The sequence below is a fragment of the Bacteroides zhangwenhongii genome (genome assembly GCF_009193325.2).
Classification (GTDB): domain Bacteria; phylum Bacteroidota; class Bacteroidia; order Bacteroidales; family Bacteroidaceae; genus Bacteroides; species Bacteroides zhangwenhongii.
The window spans coordinates 3,746,775-3,767,374 of the sequence record NZ_CP059856.1; the positions used below are offsets into that span (position 1 = coordinate 3,746,775).

The following is a 20,600-nucleotide window of genomic DNA, read 5'->3' on the forward strand; positions in this document are numbered from 1 at the left end:
AAATCAAATAACAATATTCGTTATGGGAATGTTATTATTAACTTCCCTGACAATCTCTGCCAAGCCCAAACGAGTAATTATGATCGCTCTTGATGGCATATCGGTAGAGGGTTATCAAAAGGCCAACACTCCCAATTTGGATGCATTAATGGCCGAAGGAGCATTTTCTCTGACCACGCGCGTAGCAATGCCTTCGGTCACCCTGCCCAATTGGACCAGTCACCTCACAGGAAGTGGTCCCGAACAACATGGAGTGGTAAACAACGGATGGAAAATCGACAAGTTTGTGCTTCCTGCCGTAGAAACTGATACAGATGGATATTATCCGTCTGTATTCACAATCCTTAAAGAAGAAATGTCGGAAATAAAAACTGCTTTCTACTATAACTGGATTAATTTATTCTATCCTTATAATAAGAAGTATTTTGATGAAGTCTCTTATCTTGAAAAAGACGAGTACATACCTAACTATCAGAAAGCCATCAATTTTATTGTCCGGAATCAGGATAAACCGACAGTCGTATTTCTATACTCCGTTCATACAGACCATGCCGGACATAGACATAAATGGATGTCACCTGAATATATTCACTCCATTGAAGAAGCCGACGTTCAAATTGGCAAATTCATCAATGAAATGAAAGAAAAAGGATTGTACAAGGACACTCATTTTATGTTTTTATCGGACCATGGAGGTATTAACAACGGACACGGCGGAGTAACAACCAACGAAATGATTGTACCATGGGGAATCACAGGTCCCAAAATCAAAAAGGGATTTAAAATAGAAGAACCGAATAATACAGTCAACACGGCATCGGTAATTCTACGCTTATTCAAGATAAAACAACCATTATCATGGACAGGAGAGGTCCCTGAATCCATTTTCAAATAATATAAGACTTCACAAGGATCCATGGTTATCCTTGTGAGAACTAATTATATAGGTATAGTACGCTTTCAGGTACTATACCTATAAACAAAATAATTGAATTTATTCCATGAAACAAACACTGATTTTGATTTCTTTAATTTGCTTCAGTACAGGTAACATCATGGCTCAGCATACCATCGAAGTGAAAGGCAAAATCAAGTTTATTGAACCGAAAATGAACAAGATCGAAGCGACACGCCACGAGGGTACACAGAAAATAGTCGTTGCCGAAACTCCTGTAAACAAAGACGGAACATACAAGCTCACCATTAATGTAGACAAACCACAATCGCTAAGCTTATCATACCCATGGTGGCAAAGCGTGAACATTTGGGTAGAAGACGAGAACCTAGAAGTAGACTTTCACGGACGAGACACCGCTAAAATTGTGATAAAAAATCCACCCTATGTCTACATCAGAGGAGGCAAAAACAACGAGGTAATGAACTGGATTAACTTCGAAAGATACCGTAACTACCAACAGATGATTGAGCTATATCGTGAGCTCTACAACTCGAAAATTCACGAAGACGAGAAAGAGGAGATAAGAGTGGCGAGTGCTATCGGCTATTCCGACCAAGAGAACTACCGCGCTCATATGCGCTACATCTGCGAACACTATGCCGATCGCACTAGCGTGATAGCTGCCATAAACGATTTGGATGAAGAGAAAGACGCCGCACTAATAGAAAAGACGCTCAATACATTAGAAAAAAGCAATCCTAAAGTAGTGGCAAATTACCGTGCCACAGCGAAAAAAAAGAGAGACTGCGAATTGCGTATGCAAATCGGACAGTCAATTCCCGAATTCGAGGCTTATACTCCCAAAGGCAAAAAGATGAATGTACAAAATTTTAAGGGAAAAGTACTAGTGCTAGATTTCTGGGCAAGCTGGTGCGGTCCCTGCCGTCAAGAAGTACCTAACTTGAAGAAAGCATACGAAGAGTTCAAAAATAAGAATGTAGAGTTCCTAAGCGTCAGCGTGGATGCCAAAAAGGAAGATTGGATAAGAGCTTTGAAAGAGGAGAATATGCCTTGGCCCCAAGCGCAGGCTCCCAATGGCGGAAGACAGGTGATGGATACATATCAATTCAGCGGTATTCCTTTTATTCTGGTAATTGACCAAAACGGCTATCTTTACCGTAAGAACGTACGCGGCCAGCAAATTCAGGAAGCTATATACGAGTGCCTGACAGGCAAACCCACACAAGACAAAAAGAAGTCTCAAAGGATAAAAGCAGCAAGTATGATGTGAAACATAACGTCACTTCAGGCGAAAGCCGGCAGACTGCCACTGGGCAATTATTCTTTGTCAAATGAATTGTAAAACTTAAAGCATAAAGAAACACAAAGGAGCTACGGTGAAAGGCGCACGTATAGTTTTTAATGAGAAAAGCGGCGTTACCGCCACTGACCTACATGACAACAGTAAAAATCAGTAAAAGAATTCAAAAGAGAAACAAATATGACAGATTTATTTGGAAGTTAGTTCAGGAAGGCATACATTTGTCATGTGATTTTTTTCATAGTATTAGATTTAAGGTTAACAAAGGTTGGAGCAAGGCGTTGCTCCTTTTTTTATATCTGACAATAATGTGAGCCTCATTTGTTCTTTGTATCTGCTCTACAGCCTTTAGTATATGTTGTTTTTGGTCTGATTGCATACTAATTTCTTACTTTTTTCTGCAACTCTTTCATTCTCTGCATCAGTGTATCAAATTCCAGAGACTCTCCATAAATGAAGAAACGCTGCATGTCTGCATAATCTGCTTTCCATACCTCCATTTCTTTCTTTGGAATCATAAAATTGATTGTTTCAGGATTATGGAGATCATAATTGGCATACTTTAGGGCATAATACGCCTTACGATGCTCCACGATAGCATCATAAAGTGAGCGGTCTGCCAATGCCTCACGCCCATATTCTGTATCCATCAGTTTCTCTAAGTCATACAAATGGCGAGACATTCGCACGCTTCTTGGTTTTTCTTTCTGGAATTCCTCAGCAAGCAGAAAAAGTTTTTCAAGAAATGTGCGAGTTGGCACTACTGTTCTTATATTGCTATTGGCATCTGAATCTTCATCCTCAAAAGTCTCACCAATTAACGAACGGATTTGACGTTCCTCTGTTGGCTCGTCCATAGAAAGGCAACTAATTTCAATCTTTACACGTGGAGGTATATAGCTGATAGTATCTTCCACAATGGAAGGATAGTGTAGTAATATGACCGTAGGGTCTTTGTCTGAGTCAATCACTTTCCATTCACCGTTTTTATCTTGAACTTGGGTAATATTTTCAATTCTATACCCCGTAATACCCATATCTTTCAACCGTGCATCCAGTTGAGATGAAAGTGTCCCATGAATGTACTCTCGGGCTTTTTTACGCAACTTGTCACGCTGGTTCTTACTTGTCTTATTTATACCAAAGAATGAATGGCCAATAGCCAAGTCAATATCCTCAGAAAAACGTTCAATGATGTTGAATCCTTTAGATAGAGATGTACCTCCCTTGAATATCAATGCCTCATGACAATCGGTTTGGAATAATGCTTTTAAAGTAACTGTTACCCACCAGTCTTTTTCTATCGCTACTTGATTGATGCCAAAATGTTCTATCTCCGTCTGTTGCAACATTGCCAAGCGATCAACCAGTTCATTATTAAGCCATAGGTTCCCCATAAATCCTTCCTTTTTAAACATTAAGCATAGGTTTAACAATTTTTTTCATCCATACAGGCATCAAGTCCACATCTTTCATTAAAGCCTCTTTATCTGGCTCTTTTGACACTAACTGTCTAATTGTCTGCAATTCTTCTTGTCCAATATTTTCTTTCCTTAAGGCCCTTAGAGCCTGCACAAGTAAAGAAATAAGACGAGTCTCGTAACAGAAGTTCTTAGGAACCCCACGTTTCAATATCACATCGCGATTCAACAATTTTACCGTTCTATCACTACCTGTAGTTAGATATGTATAGTTCATCGGTACTTGAGTAGACAATCCTAACGCATTTAAAGCAGTCATGCCAGAGGGTAAAATCTCAGCATTGTCACGAGCAGCAATAGCCTGCACAATTTTATCAACAGAAGGAAGTACCATGCCAAACCGACTTTTTCTTGGCTTTGCATATATACCTTGGGCAATTCTTACAAGAACACCTTCTGTTGTCAATTCGGACAAGATACTCCCTACAAACTCAATGTGATATTCAGGAAAGTCGGAGCGAAACAGAATACTATCTTCAGGCATCGCTACTATGCGTTGCTTAAGAGTCGTACCATCTAAAGAATACTCATTAGTCATATAACCTTTGAAATTTTGATGATTTTTCCAATGCAAAATTACAATTAATTATCGAAAAGGCTGCATAAGAATCATCAATAAAGAAGAAAGTAAACTACGGAAATGAAATTCTCTTTCAAATATCCTACATATACCAATTCACCCGTTAGTTTAATAGCTGATACATTCCACCCGCCAATACACGAACCACCCCTTTCATCTCCAATTCAAAAAGAAGGGCGCTCATTTTCTGAACCGGAATATCCGCTTCCACTACCAATGTATTAATCTGAAGGCTTCCTTGCTTTGCCAGAATACTGACAATCTTTTGTTCTTCTTCCGATAAGTCGAGGAAAAGACTACGTTGCACATTCTCTGTTTTTACAGGATGAGAACCCGTGTTCCACCCCATCGCTGAAACAAAATCTTCTGCAGAGAGAATCATAGAGGCTTTGTTATCCCGGATCAACTGATTACATCCTTTGGAATACTCGTCAGCCACACGGCCGGGAAAAGCAAAACAATCACGCTGATAACCTTCGGCCAGTTCGGCAGTAATCAAAGAACCTCCTTTCTCGGCAGACTCTACAACGATAGTAGCGTCACACATACCCGCAACAATACGATTACGGCTGACAAAATTGTGACGATCGGGATTGGTTTCAGTGAGAAATTCCGTCAATAGCCCGCCATTATCCAACATATCAATAGCAGTTTTGCGATGGACGTATGGATAGATACGATCCAAGCCATGCGCTAGAACTCCTACTGTAGGAAGGTCATTGGCCAATGCTTCACGGTGGGCATGGATATCAATGCCATAGGCGAGGCCGCTGACGACCAGTACATCCGGACAAAGAGCCTTGAGTTGATGCAGAAAAGACGCGCAAAGCTGAGTCCCATAACCGGTAGCATGGCGAGTGCCTACCATATTAAGAATATGAAGGGAATTCAAATCGGCATTTCCTTTGAAGAAAAGAACAATGGGAGCGTCATCACACTCCCGCAAACGGGAAGGATAATCCTCGTCAATGAACGTCAGGCAACGGATATTCTTCTTACGGATAAAGTCTAGTTCACGCCCGGCACGAACGACGGCTTGCGGACAGTCCAACGCATCCACTACACGCTGATTTATATCTGGAATCAGTTCGGGAAGTTCTTTTCGGTTCCGGAATACATAACGGGCGCTACCCGCCTCGGAAACCAACCGTTTCGCTCCGATATGCCCTATGCCGGGCACCATTGTCAGAGCGATACTGTAAAGCTGTTCTTCTTCGTCGGATATCATTTCAGGTAGGGAGCAAAGACGTTGTCAAACAATTCGCTGTCACTCAAACGTCCATTTACTACACATACCGTTTCAACAGTGGATTTCACTACTACTTTATTATCACTTTTACGGAAGATGTCCTGATAGAATACGTATTTGACCCCTTCTTTCTTCATGTATAACTTGGATACAAACTCATCTCCGCTCTTCAACGGGGTCTTGAAGGCCATATTAATACGTGCCACCACCGGATCTACTCCCTGTTCATGGAGCCCGGCAAAACTTACGCCTGCCGAAGTCAGAAACTCATGGCGAGTATGCTCCAGATAATGCTGGTAATTGGCATTGTTCACAATTCCCTGAAGATCGCATTCGTAATCGCGTACCTTCATCTCCAACTCATAGATATAGTTCATCTATTGAAAATTAAGGATTAAAAGTTAAGAATTAAAATTGAAAGCAGGAACGAGGGAGTTAACCTCTTTTCTGTTCGATATCAAGACCTTTGAATTTCTTCAATTCTTCGGTAGATACCAGTTTATATAGCTTGTCACTAGGACGTATCTTATCCGATTTCATGGAGAAATGCTCACCTTTCTTCACTGTCTGCACCGGTTTCAAATCGACACGGGCTTCTTCCAAGGTCATAAATACCGCACCGGTAGTCGGCCCTGTAATCAGCAGTTTATCGCCTACACTTACTTCAGCAGCCTCCACCAGGAATTCAGACACACCGATATTGGAATAATATTTGATACCCTTACCTACATATATCTTACGTTCCGTTGCGGCAGAACCATAGTTACGGGTCCATTCTCCCAAACGCTGTCCCAAGTAATAACCATTCCAGAAACCACGGTTGAAGACCGTTTTCAAACGTTCATCCCAAGCCGCGATTTTTTCGTCGGTAAATGTATCTTCCAGATAAGCCTTGATGGCTTCCTTATAGCATTCGACCACTGTACGCACATATTCAGGACCACGGGCACGCCCTTCAATCTTGAACACACGTACGCCCGCATCCATCATTTTATTCATAAAGTGGATGGTTTTCAGGTCCTTCGGTGACATGATATATTCGTTATCAATATCGAGTTCCACATCTGTTTCCTTATCACGGACGGTATATGAACGACGGCACACCTGCATACAAGCGCCACGATTGGCGGAGTTATTCATTTCATGCAGAGAGAGATAACACTTACCCGATACAGCCATACAAAGCGCACCGTGACAGAACATTTCAATACGAATCAGCTCACCGCTCGGTCCGCAAATATTCTCTTCCCGAATCTGTCGATAAATCTCCGCCACCTGTTCCAGATTCAACTCACGGGCCAGTACAACTACATCCGCAAATTGTGCATAGAACTTCAAGGCTTCCGCATTGGAGATATTCAACTGAGTGGAAAGATGTACCTCCAGCCCTATCTGACGGGCATAATTCATTACCGCTACATCGGCGGCAATCACAGCAGAAATGCCCGCCTCTTTTGCCGCATCGACAATCGTACGCATCAAAGGAATATCTTTATCATAGATAATCGTGTTGACCGTCAGATAACTTTTCATCCCGTGTTCATCACACGTACGGGCAATTTCCCGCAAATCATCAATCGTGAATGTATTGGCCGAACGGGCACGCATATTCAGGTTTTCTATACCGAAATAGATAGAATCGGCACCTGCCTGAATGGCCGCAGCAAGAGATTCGTGCGAACCGACAGGAGCCATTATTTCAAAATCTTTCAAACTAAGACTCATAGAATATATACTTATTTGTATCAGTTAAGCAAATGAATGCGTACAAAGGTAGGCTTTTTTCCGTATTTTTGCAGCGAAAACAAGAAGTTACTTCAATCATAAACAGTAAATAACAAAATCATATATGAAAATTGGTCCTATAGATTTGGGTAAACACCCTATTCTGCTCGCTCCTATGGAAGACGTGACTGATCCGGCTTTCCGCCTGATGTGCAAGAAGTTCGGAGCAGACATGGTATACACCGAGTTTGTATCAAGCGACGCACTGATACGTGCAGTCAGCAAGACCGCACAAAAGCTCAGTATCAGTGATGAAGAACGCCCTGTCGCCATTCAGATCTACGGAAAAGATACGGAGACAATGGTAGAAGCAGCCAAAATTGTGGAAGAAGCGCAGCCCGACATTCTGGATATCAATTTCGGATGTCCGGTGAAAAGAGTGGCCGGAAAAGGGGCAGGAGCAGGAATGTTGCAGAATATTCCGAAAATGCTGGAGATTACCCGTGCCGTAGTAGATGCAGTAAAGATTCCCGTAACTGTGAAAACCCGTTTGGGATGGGACGCCAATAATAAGATTATCGTAGATTTAGCGGAACAGTTACAAGATTGCGGAATTGCCGCATTGACTATTCATGGCCGTACCCGTGCACAAATGTATACCGGAGAAGCCGACTGGACACTGATAGGTGAAGTGAAGAAGAATCCACGGATGCATATTCCTATTATCGGCAATGGTGACGTGACTACGCCTCAACGCTGCAAAGAGTGCTTTGACCGCTATGGAGTAGATGCAGTAATGATCGGGCGTGCCAGCTTCGGACGTCCGTGGATATTCAAGGAAGTGAAACACTATCTGGAAACCAGTGAAGAACTGCCACCACTCAGTTTCGACTGGTGCATGGATGTACTACGCCAGGAGGTGGTCGACAGCGTCAATCTGCTGGACGAACGCAGAGGTATCCTGCACGTACGCCGTCATCTGGCCGCCAGCCCCCTATTCAAAGGAATTCCCAATTTCCGCAACACACGCATTGCCATGCTACGGGCAGAAACTAAGGAGGAGCTCTTTCGGATATTTGATGAGATACTTACCAATCCATCCGTACAGAATCCTGCGGAGCAATACTATCCATATCCCCCCGTATGATGGGGGGATTGACTTTCAGTTGATGTACATCCTCCGGCAATAGATGACCGTCTTTCCGTATCGAAGAGTAATAATACCAATATCCGCCACCTCCCAATACGACACAAGCTACCGAAGCGGCTATCATCCAATTACGAAAAGTTCCTTTTCTTTTTTCTTTCCGCTGAATGGACGATATAACCGAACGCAGTCGTACTAATTCCTCTTTGCAATCATCACAAGTCAGGAGATGATGCTGGAACTCGGTTTCTTCTTCCCTACCCATACGGTTCTGTATATATAACCAAACATCCGCACGTTTGTATCCACACTTCTTTTCCATTTTTATATTCCTCCGGTTCATTCCGTTGCAAAAGGGACTTCCCCCTTTCTTTTATAAAGTTTTATCAAATCCGCCATCCGTTTCTTCAAATATTCCTTTCCACGGCTGACAGACTTTCTCAGATTCACTAATTTAGACGTATCCGATGTATTATACAATATCCGTACTACCTCTTCATATGGCTTGTTTTCTACATAAAGCAGTAACATAGCCCGTGCCAACTCTTCTCTTCCCTCCACCAATTCTCCATACACCTTGCCACTTCCATAACTTAATACATCCACCAGCGCACAGCATACCTCGTACTCATCCTTCTCATCTATATCAAGCAAATAATCAAAACGTCTGTTTGCTCCGCACGTATCCACTTCTCTCCTATCTTCTTTCGCCTGTTCCACTTTCCCCCAATCTTCTTCACTCAGCAGAATCTCCTCCCTTTTCCTGCTTTCCGTCCTAAGCCATTCACGAAACTTATTCCTTCCGGTCATCTGCAGTGAATTCAACAGATGACGTGCCGACGTAATTTGCTCCAACTTCCCCCGTTCCATCTGTTCCTGAACGGAAAGCACCGTTTCCATACTGACTTCCTGTATCATTTCCGTGTCTTCCTTTCCTCCCATATCCACTACCAGAAAACGTACAAAACGGCGGATCAATCTCCATATCTCCTCCCAGAACTCATTATCTTTCGCTGTCAGGCGTGCATAAAGCAATGGATATTTTAAGGGAAACAACAAAGACAATTCATCTATGCAAACAGTCTCCAGGTGTCCGGGTGAGACGAACAACGTCCCGTTGCAACAGGTTTTCTTATAAAACCCTTCAAAAAAGGCTGAAGATAATTTGAACGCAACAGTACGCCCTTCCTCCATTTTCAACTCATCATCCAACGTCAATTCCGTCTGTTTCTTCCGAAGGCGGAACACTGCATTTTGTAGCAACCGTTTCACCATGCGAAACATACAACGTTTCTCTGACTTCCGATGGAAAAATCCGGCAAATCTCCGACGGGTATACCAATCATTCAATAATCGCTCTTTCCATTCGGCGAATTCTATCAAGGAACAGCTCTCCGGTAAAATACCGGTTTGAGCGACAAGTTCCCTTATCGCCGCCTGTCTGTCCGCAATAAATCCACTCCTTTCCAGTTCATAGCGTTCGCACTCTTTCGCTACGAGTTCCTCTATCGCTTGATTAGTAATCATAATCTAATGACTTTAGCCCGTTTCGTTCTATAAGAAGGCATCATTTGCCCCGCTTTCGCATTCACGTAAGTAGGATCACATACGACATATCTTTTACCATTCAATTCGACATAAGCTCCCCTTATCTGATCCTTACCCACGGAAACGGCGGTTGCCATGTGTCCCGGATAATCAAGCAACACCACTTCCCTACCCAAAAGATGGCGGACAAGCCAGGCAAAAAGTATGGAACGATCTTCGCAATCGGAAGCCGGATAATAAAAATTCTCTGCCATAAAGAAAGGCTTTTCATATCCAAACTGTTCTCCGTCAGTCTGATAACGAAATCCGGCCTGTACCCACAATAGTAATCGGTTGAGCGCCTCAGCAAAAGGCTTTCCCGATAAGTGCGCAGACAAAGCGGCTTTCAACTGTTTACCAAGTCTGTCCGTAACAGCCGCACGAGCATATACCGCTAACTCGCACGAAGGATATTCCTTGTAAAACCGTATCTCATTCTGATTCACCTCTCCTTTTATTTCCATCTCCGCAGCCTTGACACAAAAAGATTTCGGTAATACAGGCAGTAGCAATTCTTTGTGCATCATCAATGACAGATAAGGAGCCTGAACCAATTTATCCGGCAACCGATAGGTAAATATACTCGAATGACCCTTCATCTTTTTATCTTCATCGGAAATCACATAAAATAATTTTCCATCCAACTCCAAATAAGGGCAGGCATATACCTCTTCACGAACAGGGAGCAACAATACCAGAAAGTTGTCTACCCTGCCCAAACGTACATCATAACCGGACTGTACCAGCAAGAAGTGCTGGAATACCATCCGGCAGTCTTTACTCTGTAAGCTTGAAAGGCGGGCAGCCACTTTTTTCGCCAGTAAAAAATAAGCCCAATCGTTCATCTGCATCTTCTGTTTGTGGTGAAGCATATCCTTTAATAATGTCGTAAAACGACTATCTGTAATGTCTTTCCAAAGATTCCCCACCGAACGCTCCGTTATACCGGACAACGAGAACTGCCGACGTTGATAGTGTATAGCCAATTCCGCCCCGAAGAAATCTAATCGCAACGAATCATTCGTTTGTCCTAACCAACGGTTGTCCGAATCCTCCTCTTTCTGTCCTCCTCTACGGACAGGCATACTGTCCGGTATCTTTTCCAGTATCCCGTCAACCTTCACTGCTTCATCCCGCATATTTTTCTCTTCTTGAAACAAGACAGGGGACAAAGGTTTCGGTGTTTCATCAGGAACTTTTCCCTGAAACAAGCGATATTCTTTCCATGCTTTTGTCAGAAAATCAATATATTCCGCATTAATCTCCCGTCGGAAATCATTGTAGTCTTCCAACAGTTCTTCCCGAAAACCGGTGAACCCATTGCTTCCAAACGAGTTGTCATCTTGGGCGGACAACTGAACCGAGAAGGCAATGAATAGGAATGCGCAGAATAATATACGTCTATTCATACTGAAAGAAAAGACATCGTTCATTGTACTTATTTTTAGTTACTGCAACGGAAACAATCAGTGTCGTATGAGACTTCAGAGAAGTTTCCTATTTCTTAGGCTGATAGGCCTTATATTTTTCATCATCCGACAGGGCTTGTTCTGGTTCGACTGGAGTTAATTGCTCGGTAGTAGCGACCAATCGTTCCAATAATACCTTTTCAGCCGCTTTCACTAATCGTTCGCTATAATCCTCCCTATTCCGTAAGATTTCTTTCAGATTTTCATCCGACCGCATACGTATGCTATCCATATATCCGTCTGTCTCTACCTTTGGATGCGCAGGAGTATGCTCTTCAATCGACCGTTCTCCCTTGCCTATCTCCCCCGGCTCCGTAGCTACAGATACAAGCAACACCACAACCGTATAAATAATAAAAGGAATATGGGTAAATCCTATGAGAACAAAAAAAACGGCCAAAGCCATCAAGGTTCCGGGTTCCATTCCCCTCAACGAGTCCTTACACATAAAAGCAAAAATAGTCCAGACAGTCGCTGTCACCAGAAACTTCCAATGCTCTTTATAATACCATCCCATACTACTCCATGAAGCAATAATCATCAATGAACCTACGAAAATAGTAAGAGCGGCCCCTGCTCCAAGTTCCACCCCACCCAGACTGCTATAAACACCCAGTTCATTTGTCACATAGCCATATCCGACCCCCACCGTAAAAGATAAAACAGTAGGAATCACTGCTGTATAAAAAGAAAGCCATGGGAGACGTATAAAATATTGAACTATCGGATTCACAATGCAAAGTAACGGAATCAGATAAAGAATATTTGCATAATTGACTATTTCTGTGCCATCCGAAGAAAATATACTTGAGAGGTCAGAGATTCCCCGACCCAAACGGGATAATTGTGTTATTCCCTCAAAAAAAGAATAAGACTGATGAGTAACAAATCCGAATGTTCCCGAACCGCCAATGGATAACGTTATCCACGGCAGAAACAAAGAAATCAATAGAACGACCGAACCAACCATTTCTATAAAAGCGGATTTTCCATGAACTTTTTGTTTGTTTATCATACTATTATAACTTTATGATGATTACTTAGTTTTGTTTTCCCCTCATAATAATATCTCATTAAGTTTCACAGGCAATGTTTTCTCTCCGTTGCTCCAACTACCGCTCCATCCACCTTGTCCGTCAGTAGTGAGCGTGAATGTACCAGTCACGGTACCGTTGTTGTATTCCTTTAGCATATAGACACCGTTTTCCACCATACCTTCTAAAAGGATGGGAGTGTTGTACTTTGTATAGCAATAGTGTCCCCTTACCTTCGCATCGGGATCCGGATTGTTCAACGCCATCTTAATTTTAGCTTTCGAAAGCGTCCCTTCCAAGTGTACATGACCTTGTCCGGAAACAACACTGCTCTTAAATGCCAACTTCGTTTCATCCCACAATATTTGATAATCATTAATCATCCCTTGTTCCACATCGGCGGCATCTACCACCTCACCATCCGTCAGTGTCATTGACTTACTCTTCGGGTCGTACACCAGTTTCGCACTTATAATGGCACCGCTCAAAGATTCATACTGAATATCCGCCTCATTACCATTCACCTTGCACGCCACGATGTTACAGTTTCCCTCGTGACGGTCATTCGCCACAAAGAAACCGCCATTATTCCATCCGAAACCATTGTAAATGGATTTCTCATAGAGATTGATAGCCAACGTCACTTCATAACGACCGTATGGCAGTCCGCCCTCTTCGTCCGTTTCCGCTTCCAGCTCGAACACCCATACTCCCTTGAAAGGTTGAGCGTTTTCTTCAATCACGCTTTCCGCATGAACAGTACTAGCAGTCACCGTATCTGCCAGCGACTCAAACAAGTAGGCTTTTGATTCTTGATTATCCGCATTACCGGATCTGTTTTTGCAGCCGACAATGGCAAACAATAAAACAACTAAAAGTAAATAATTCGCTTTCATCTTATTAAAATGTGTTTAGTATCTATCTGTAGATTGATATCCTTCTTCTTCGTTCTCTTGAGTTGTGGCGGTATTTATTTCTCATCATAATAGTCAATCTCCCGCTCTTCTATATAAGGGAGATTATCTTGTCCCTCTCCTTTTTGTTCAATCAAACGTTCTGTCCAATTACCCTTTTCATCGAACTGCAAATACTTATAAGTTCCAAAAACCATCAAATGTTTCCCATTATCAATCTCTGTATTGAATTTTTCCCGGAATCCCTTATTATTATAAGTAAACTTGCTTATTCCTTTATCATTGGGACTATAACGTTCGCAAACAATAGGATTTCCCTTTTCGTCATAAGTCCAATAAATTCTCATCACAGGCTTCCCACTATCATCTTTATCCACAGATAATACTTCAGCAATCTGTTGCTTTTCATTTCGTATAATATCATATGAATTAGATTGATAACTATTAACCAAATTTCCTTGTTTATCAAATACCTCGCACTTGCTTTCCATTCCGTCAGGCAAATAATTAATTATTGTTTTTCCTGAATACTGTTTTAATGTATCCACACCAATATATAATATATACGTGCTTATTTTGCAAGTTTTTACATTACCTTGTAATTCGCCCAGAATCAAACTTGACATTGGCTTATTACCATCACATCCTACCACGGAGCAGATCATCATTCCCGACAACAGGAAAATAGAGAAAAATTGTTTCATATTCAAATTATTTTTAAGATTAATATTTAGGAATGTCTGGTTGTTGCTTGATTTATCACTTTCTATGGAATCCGGTAGAATCATGACACCACTCGTTGCCGTCATTATCGTGAAAGTTGCTCAGACTGTTTTCGTGTGTTTGGTTCAGCTCTATGCGGTGGCCATATTCATCATACCCTACATACGATTCCAAGTCGGGCTGGCTCCTCTTTTTCTTTGGGGAAGATTGCATGTCTTTTACCGCCTGCTTGGGATTGAGCAGTCCGGTTATCAATCCGATACCTACACCGATATAAGCTCCCCACTCAGACACTTTAGGCACACTGCCCGATTCTATGATATCTAAATAGTCAAGCAGGAGACAAATCAGGAGCATTATACCCCCAAAGGCTAATCCCATCGAAATCGCTCGAATAAGTATGGCGAAAGCATATTTGAAGATGACAATACCCAATATACCCAACACAATCCACATGATGATTTTCCAAGTCGAAGTACCGCTTTTCTCTGCAGATGGTGGGATCGGTGCTCCTTGACCGGAAGAAACAAGATATTTAGCTGTCACATAACAAGTGTTGCCATTGTAATCGATGACAGCCCATCCATCGCTTATAGCAGTAACGTCCACTTGCGTGCCATTGCGGAGTTTTCCTACACACATAGCATCGGCATTTGGTTCGCTTCGTACATTCAGCTCCGTATTAACCTGCACCACATAATTTGTGGCGATTGCATAGATTGGAAACAGTGCCCAAACAAGATATACAAGAAATCGTTTCATGGCAAAAAATTTTGTCTCATCGTCGTCCGATCACTCCAATCTGAACATGACAGGAACTGTAAATTTCACACGCACCGTTTTACCTCTTTGCATTCCCGGCTTCCATTTTGGCATGGTATTGATGATGCGGACAGCTTCCTCGTCCATAGAAGACTCCACACTTCGCACCGCTTTGGCATTGGTTATCGTACCGTCCCGCTCTACCACAAATTGCACAATCACACGCCCTTGTGTTCCCGCTTTTTTTGCCGCCGCAGGATATTGAAGGTTTGTGGTGATATATTTCATCAAAGCTGACATTCCTCCAGGAAATTCAGGCATTTGCTCTACTACGTCAAAAGCTATATCCGATTCCAGTTCACTCTCTTCTGCCTCAGGTGCTATGATAGGAGTAATTTCCTCCTCAGAAAAAGGCTCATCAGTTATTCTATCAGATTCTGTGAGTATCTCCCCCAAAAGCATATCCTCTTCGGATAGGGATTCACTGTCTTCACCATAATAAGTAATCGCACGCCTCTGCATGGCTAACAAATTTCCTCTACAATTACTTTCCCGCCTACACAAACGCTTTACCCAATTGCCATGTGCATCAAATTCCAAATAATCAAATGTTTCTGAATAGACACAACACTTTTCGTCATAAACAGACTTGATATCGCTTTTTATTCGCTTTCCACTATCATCGTAAGCCAATTTGAGTTCATCTACAATAGTACCCTTATAATAACCTGTGATAGTAGCAGGATAACCGTTGTCATTATATGTATAACATGTAAATGAGATAGGCTTTCCGTCTTCACCTTTTCGAGCATAAACCATTCTCACTATCTGCTGTTTGTCATTTCTGACAATACTATCCAACAACTCATTGGGAACAAGATTTCCTTGTTTATCGTACATAAGTTCTTGTTCACCCAATTTACTCAAGATGCCATTTTTAGAAAAGATAAAAGTCTCTTCTTGAATGTCTCCTTCCCTTATTGTATCCTTATCATTAATACTCACAATGTAAGTAGCCTTATTGCACAGCTTCACGTTTCCCTTTAACTCATAATTAATCAAATCCGAAGTTCTCTCTTGCTGATTACCACCACAGCCTACCAATCCAAAAATGATGGCTGACAACAAGAAAATAGAAAATAATTGTTTCATAATTGCATTACTTTTAAGATTAATATTTAAACCAATTTTTTGATAGATAGCCCATAAACGCCCACGATAACTCATCCATTTTTTTTGCTTCTTTATTATCCATATTTAGAGTTGCTTTTCCCCAACGATAAAATCGTCCATACGATAGATCAACAAAAGGAGCTTTCTCCGCAGTAGTGCTGTGCTTCATTGTTTTTTCTATTATTTCGTATGTTTGAGGAAATTTTTCATACCCAGCTATTTTACTCAATGCATTTACCTCCTCTACAGACATCGATTCCGTGACCGATTTATTAAGTGGAGAAGATGCACAAGCGGTAAACAACACGATTGCACTTAATAGTAACAGATTTTTCATTGTACCTTATTTAAATTCGTTAATTTATTTATTCTTGTTCATGCGACTTGCAGTTTGTATCTGTATAATATTTGATAGTGCGATAGCACTCAAGTTGCAAAGAGCCATCATCTCCTTTTACGATATTTCCATACCACTTCAAATCACTTTTAAGACTTTCAATCATATCACCCTTGACAACCTTCTTTATCCAATTTCTAGCCTCATCATACGCATAATCAAAATCTAAAGTAAATGCATCAGCAGTTTTCTTCGATGGATATACAATACTTTCATGTGTCCATGACGCCAAATCTCCATATTCATTATAAGTATAACTTTCGATACTGCAAATTGAATCAATTTTATTATTTTCAAGAATATAAGTATCTTTTCTTCCCATACATAAGCCATCATCCCCATGAATATATGAAGAACATAACTCTCCCCTCGCACTGCCAAATAAGAGATGACCACTTATTCTACGTTTCATGGTTGTAATATCCCCTTTATCATCACATGCAAAATAGACATCACCTTCTCCATAGTAATGCCCAAAATGTTCTTTTCTAGGAACAAAATCAACACTTTTCAATTTGCCATTATCGTAATAATGATAAGATTTACTATAGGTTCCATAGTCACGACTAATGAGTCTTCCCGATGAATCATATCCATAATGCTGCGAATGACGGGAAAGGTCTGAACCATCGACTATTCCACGTTTATTGTACATATAACGCAATTTGCCTGATTCATCATAATTAAAGCCAATAGGATCACCATATCTTCGTTGTTCGTCAAACCAGTTCCCCACATACGTCAGTTTTCCACTTTCATTAAATTTCATTTCAGTCCGTGTCTTACGTCCCCAACTTATTTTAGAAACCGCACTTTTCAAACCAAATTTTGCCCAATCAGTAGGATAATTCACAAAATCAGGGACAAAGGTGGCAGTTTCACCATCAAATCCTGTCATATTCTCAATCAAAGGAGTAACCGCATAATAGAGCCACAACGAATTTTGCTTCCTTTCCACTGCTTTCTCTGTTATCTTAGATGCTATATTACATCCTATCATGCTTGTCAGCAAACCAGTAATCGGTATTAGTTTCAATAACTGTTTCATATTCATAATATATTTCATTTTGTTAGTTCTGATTTCTTTATATTATATACTCGTTGGCGGAATTAAATCTTTTATCAATTTAATTCCGCCGACGAGTAAGTTTATATTACCACCTTATATCCTCAAGCTGCATCTTTGAATTCAATACCTTCCACGGAGTAGAATTCGTAGTCACCACTTCATAGCGTGTAAGTTTACCTGCCCCCGAAGCCACATTCTTCACTACCACCCGACAAGCTGCAGAAACATTTTCAGGGAAGGACGCGGAAGCCGTTCCACCGGAATAAATCCGCTGTTCGCCTACATAAAATTCACTACTGTTAAAATCGTACGTTTTACCACTATCATCATATCCTTTTAGCAAGGACGTATCAAAAGTCAAAGTCACATCATCTCCCGTATTCAGTATCTTAAAACTAAATTCAACCATAGTTCCTATCTTGATACATTGCACAAATTCCGTTTTCAATCTTGAATCATATGGAGTAATCGTACCGCAACTGCCGCCGCCATCCAATTCACCGCCATCGCTTCCATTTTTAGCGACTGACACCTCAACAGAGAGTGCTTCGCCCTCCGCTTCTACAAGCAAAATGACCGTCTCATCTTTCGTGATTCGCTGGCGGTCGATATTCACTACCACCGCACTCTCTTTTCCGTATGCCGTGCTGCCACTTGAGGGGCTCACCGACAGCCAAGACGCAGGAGAGGATTTCGTGACCGACCACGGCACAGACGTACCGGACGTACTGATATTGCGAATGGTAAATGTCTTGCTTGTAGACTGCCCGCCGAAATTCAACGAAGCGATATTCAGTTTGATGCGGGAAGTACCCCATTGCAGTACCATATCTCCAGAAGCTTTCTCACCGGCAACTACCGATATCCGTTTAGTATTCGTCTTATAACCGAACTTCGCAATCTGTATGGTATATTGTCCCGGCTCCATCTCCGGAAATTCATAACTGCCGTCACTCCCCGTATTTATTGTTTTCCCGTAAGGGGAAAGCGAAACATGAGCATCTTGAATAGGCTCTCCATTATCGGCATCATTGACTATGCCATATATTGTCCCCATCGTCTCTACTTCGTCTTTAGCACAGCTGCAAAACAGCCCGCATATACACAAGAAGGAGAGCCCCGAAAACAATCTGATAAATACCTTTGCCATCATAGTATATAGTTTGTTGTTTATTAAAATCGAAAGCCTAATGTCATTCCGTTACAATCCCCCATAGAAGGATAGACAGCCAGGTTGACCGACTTCTGTTTTTGTCTGATAGACCGCTTACGCCCATTAACCACCAAAGCGTCTATCAAATTATACACATACAGCGCTGCCGCACCACCGATACATACATTACGTACATTCTCCCAATTATCAGCCTTGGTATTATAAGTTTCCAGGTGCTTAGGCTGCTCACGCATCTTCTTCACATACGAGCTGCGCAAATTCTCCGCTACCAATATCCCGGCGACTAATGCGACTTCTCCTCCCAAGATACAGACTCCTTTCGTAGTATTTCCTTTATGAAGTTGTCCCCATCCGGGTACAATCAGCGACCGGGCAAAACCTCTCATTCCATATTTCCTACTGAATGACAAACGGTCGAAAGCCGGATTCGCCTTATCCGCAACTCCATAAAGCGCATAACAACGATAGACCCGTTTTCCATCCGGATAAACAAGATATTCCCAGTATTCATCATATTTGCAAGAAGTTACGGTAACCCGCTCTCCCTGTATATCGTATGAGAAATGATAATTCTCACTTTCGGAAGCAATGCCATTGTCCTGCTGAAGTGCAATCTGTGCCACAGCCTGTTCGCTAATGTGACGCGTCCTTTTAATATAGGTAGAAAGATTCAGCAGGCAACTGTGCCGCGCATCCTCCAAGTTACGATGTTCCCCTTCCGTTATCTGATAATGGAAAGTACCATTGCCAGGAGTCGGAGTTCTGTTTGCCAACCATGCAGGACGGAACTTTTCCGAACGTTCCAAAACCTTCTGCGCACAAACATGTAAAGGGACCGAAGTTCCCAACGCTATCCATATCATAAAAGACAGAGAGTGTATCTTTCTTATAAAAGTTAGTTTCATAAGCCTTACTTTTACCTACTCGACTTCATCATTGATAAACTTTTCAACTGACTTTGCATAATCTTTATGGAGATTAGACTCTTCCAATGCATCTTTAATGGCCTGTGTACGCCTCTTCCTAGCCGACTGCCTATCCACCAGAAAATAAATCTCATAACTGTTCAATCCATCCGAACCCTTGCGCATTAATGCAAAACTTTCTTCCAAATCCCCCTTCACAGCTCCTTGAAATTTACTGATACAAGCCTCCTGAAAACGATTGTACTCGGTCGGCAACTCTACGCCTTCGTCTATTCCCATGTCACGCATCGTCTTTCCCTTCAAGTCTTGTCCCATCTTGACCGCCATCTCCACGCATGCCGCATTGAAAGCTGCCGACCTGCATACTGTGGCAGAACGGCAACCGGTAGATGTGCCAATCACTTCATAAAGATCCGGGTTGGCATCCATCTTAGCATAATGTTCGCTGAGTTTTCCCCGCAGGGTTCGTGTTGTTCCATGAATCTGCCAACCGACCTGAACCAGTTCCTGCAATCTTTCATTCTGTTCATCGGCACGTGTGTAGACTGTCGGCTTAGAACTGCCACAAGAAGTTAGCACAGTAATGACAAAGCACGTCAAGGCGGTAGTAACGAATAAATGTTTGTTTTTCATAATCTTCTTATCCATATTTTAATCGTTTGTTCCAAATAAAGTGGTATAAAACGAGCGGTTCTCCCCCGTATTCCTAACCAAAATCTACCAGATCACACTACAAAGGAAAAGCCTGTTTATACCACTTTAACTTTTATAACTCTTTCCTATCCGGTAAATCGGTCTATCTACATAACTATTGAACGAAACATTAAAAATGTGACAGCAGCAACAAACTTTTTTTCATAGTTCATCGAAAAAAACGAAAAAGGCGTGATACTGCTTTTCCTTATCAGATAGTGAGGCTCTGGTAAACCCGAATACGAATAAGTAAAAAGACAGTCCACGCCCTATGGCTT

The 20,600-nt window shown here is 41.8% G+C and carries 21 protein-coding genes; 3 read left to right on the top strand and 18 right to left on the bottom strand.

What is annotated here, in order from left to right:
* Positions 1 to 22: 22 nt before the first annotated feature.
* Together GD630_RS14915 and GD630_RS14920 are read left to right on the top strand one after the other, a co-directional pair.
* Positions 23 to 895, top strand: a complete 873-nt coding sequence (locus GD630_RS14915) for an alkaline phosphatase family protein (protein WP_238482922.1) — start codon at positions 23 to 25, stop codon at positions 893 to 895.
* 106 nt (positions 896 to 1,001) lie between these two features.
* Positions 1,002 to 2,189, top strand: a complete 1,188-nt coding sequence (locus GD630_RS14920) for a TlpA family protein disulfide reductase (protein WP_143867741.1) — start codon at positions 1,002 to 1,004, stop codon at positions 2,187 to 2,189.
* 410 nt (positions 2,190 to 2,599) lie between these two features.
* On the opposite strand, the gene GD630_RS14925 is transcribed toward GD630_RS14920, so the two are convergent.
* The 5 genes from GD630_RS14925 to GD630_RS14945 all read right to left on the bottom strand — a co-directional run bounded on the left by GD630_RS14925 (position 2,600) and on the right by GD630_RS14945 (position 7,254).
* Positions 2,600 to 3,637: a nucleotidyl transferase AbiEii/AbiGii toxin family protein gene (locus GD630_RS14925; RefSeq protein ID WP_238482923.1), complete on the bottom strand. Its 1,038-nt coding sequence runs from the start codon at positions 3,635 to 3,637 to the stop codon at positions 2,600 to 2,602.
* Positions 3,630 to 4,238, bottom strand: a complete 609-nt coding sequence (locus tag GD630_RS14930) for a DUF6088 family protein (protein ID WP_007762399.1) — start codon at positions 4,236 to 4,238, stop codon at positions 3,630 to 3,632. Before GD630_RS14930 ends, GD630_RS14925 begins: the two co-directional genes overlap by 8 nt.
* A gap of 145 nt (positions 4,239 to 4,383) precedes the next feature.
* A complete protein-coding gene (dprA, locus tag GD630_RS14935; RefSeq protein ID WP_182505631.1) occupies positions 4,384 to 5,508 on the bottom strand; it encodes a DNA-processing protein DprA in 1,125 nt (374 codons plus the stop codon).
* Positions 5,505 to 5,906, bottom strand: coding sequence for an acyl-CoA thioesterase (locus GD630_RS14940; protein ID WP_143867744.1), 402 nt, complete (start codon positions 5,904 to 5,906; stop codon positions 5,505 to 5,507). The genes dprA and GD630_RS14940 overlap by 4 nt, the downstream gene beginning before the upstream one ends.
* 58 nt (positions 5,907 to 5,964) lie before the next feature.
* Positions 5,965 to 7,254: a peptidase U32 family protein gene (locus tag GD630_RS14945; protein ID WP_143867746.1), complete on the bottom strand. Its 1,290-nt coding sequence runs from the start codon at positions 7,252 to 7,254 to the stop codon at positions 5,965 to 5,967.
* A 124-nt stretch (positions 7,255 to 7,378) separates the two neighbouring features.
* Between GD630_RS14945 and dusB the strand changes: the two genes are divergently transcribed.
* Positions 7,379 to 8,401 (top strand): tRNA dihydrouridine synthase DusB, encoded by a 1,023-nt coding sequence (gene dusB, locus GD630_RS14950; RefSeq protein WP_143867748.1) that lies wholly within the window; start codon positions 7,379 to 7,381, stop codon positions 8,399 to 8,401.
* On the opposite strand, the gene GD630_RS14955 is transcribed toward dusB, so the two are convergent.
* The 13 genes from GD630_RS14955 to GD630_RS15015 all read right to left on the bottom strand — a co-directional run bounded on the left by GD630_RS14955 (position 8,343) and on the right by GD630_RS15015 (position 20,277).
* A complete protein-coding gene (locus GD630_RS14955; RefSeq protein ID WP_143867749.1) occupies positions 8,343 to 8,723 on the bottom strand; it encodes a zf-HC2 domain-containing protein in 381 nt (126 codons plus the stop codon). The two genes, dusB and GD630_RS14955, sit on opposite strands and share 59 nt — an antisense overlap.
* Positions 8,724 to 8,740: 17 nt before the next feature.
* Positions 8,741 to 9,928 carry a hypothetical protein gene (locus GD630_RS14960; protein WP_143867751.1) on the bottom strand — a complete coding sequence of 396 codons (1,188 nt, stop codon included), beginning with the start codon at positions 9,926 to 9,928 and terminating at the stop codon, positions 8,741 to 8,743.
* Positions 9,925 to 11,421 (bottom strand): hypothetical protein, encoded by a 1,497-nt coding sequence (locus GD630_RS14965; protein ID WP_143867753.1) that lies wholly within the window; start codon positions 11,419 to 11,421, stop codon positions 9,925 to 9,927. The genes GD630_RS14960 and GD630_RS14965 overlap by 4 nt, the downstream gene beginning before the upstream one ends.
* 64 nt (positions 11,422 to 11,485) lie before the next feature.
* The gene (locus GD630_RS14970) at positions 11,486 to 12,472 is read right to left on the bottom strand and encodes a hypothetical protein (protein WP_143867755.1); all 987 of its coding nucleotides are present in this window, start codon (positions 12,470 to 12,472) and stop codon (positions 11,486 to 11,488) included.
* 42 nt (positions 12,473 to 12,514) lie between these two features.
* Positions 12,515 to 13,387, bottom strand: coding sequence for a hypothetical protein (locus GD630_RS14975; protein WP_143867757.1), 873 nt, complete (start codon positions 13,385 to 13,387; stop codon positions 12,515 to 12,517).
* A gap of 74 nt (positions 13,388 to 13,461) precedes the next feature.
* Positions 13,462 to 14,109, bottom strand: a complete 648-nt coding sequence (locus GD630_RS14980; protein WP_143867759.1) for a hypothetical protein — start codon at positions 14,107 to 14,109, stop codon at positions 13,462 to 13,464.
* Positions 14,110 to 14,164: 55 nt separating this feature from the next.
* Positions 14,165 to 14,890, bottom strand: coding sequence for an SH3 domain-containing protein (locus GD630_RS14985; protein ID WP_143867761.1), 726 nt, complete (start codon positions 14,888 to 14,890; stop codon positions 14,165 to 14,167).
* A 30-nt stretch (positions 14,891 to 14,920) separates the two neighbouring features.
* Positions 14,921 to 16,042, bottom strand: a complete 1,122-nt coding sequence (locus GD630_RS21595; RefSeq protein WP_394368237.1) for an energy transducer TonB — start codon at positions 16,040 to 16,042, stop codon at positions 14,921 to 14,923.
* 19 nt (positions 16,043 to 16,061) lie between these two features.
* A complete protein-coding gene (locus GD630_RS14995) occupies positions 16,062 to 16,400 on the bottom strand; it encodes a hypothetical protein (protein ID WP_143867765.1) in 339 nt (112 codons plus the stop codon).
* A 28-nt stretch (positions 16,401 to 16,428) separates the two neighbouring features.
* Positions 16,429 to 17,508 (bottom strand): hypothetical protein, encoded by a 1,080-nt coding sequence (locus GD630_RS15000; protein ID WP_182505632.1) that lies wholly within the window; start codon positions 17,506 to 17,508, stop codon positions 16,429 to 16,431.
* Positions 17,509 to 17,614: 106 nt separating this feature from the next.
* The gene (locus GD630_RS15005; protein WP_143867769.1) at positions 17,615 to 18,682 is read right to left on the bottom strand and encodes a carboxypeptidase regulatory-like domain-containing protein; all 1,068 of its coding nucleotides are present in this window, start codon (positions 18,680 to 18,682) and stop codon (positions 17,615 to 17,617) included.
* A gap of 20 nt (positions 18,683 to 18,702) precedes the next feature.
* Entirely contained in the window at positions 18,703 to 19,608 is a 906-nt protein-coding gene (locus tag GD630_RS15010) for a DUF5683 domain-containing protein (RefSeq protein WP_143867771.1), read from the bottom strand.
* 15 nt (positions 19,609 to 19,623) lie between these two features.
* Entirely contained in the window at positions 19,624 to 20,277 is a 654-nt protein-coding gene (locus GD630_RS15015) for a hypothetical protein (RefSeq protein ID WP_143867773.1), read from the bottom strand.
* Positions 20,278 to 20,600 lie beyond the last annotated feature (323 nt).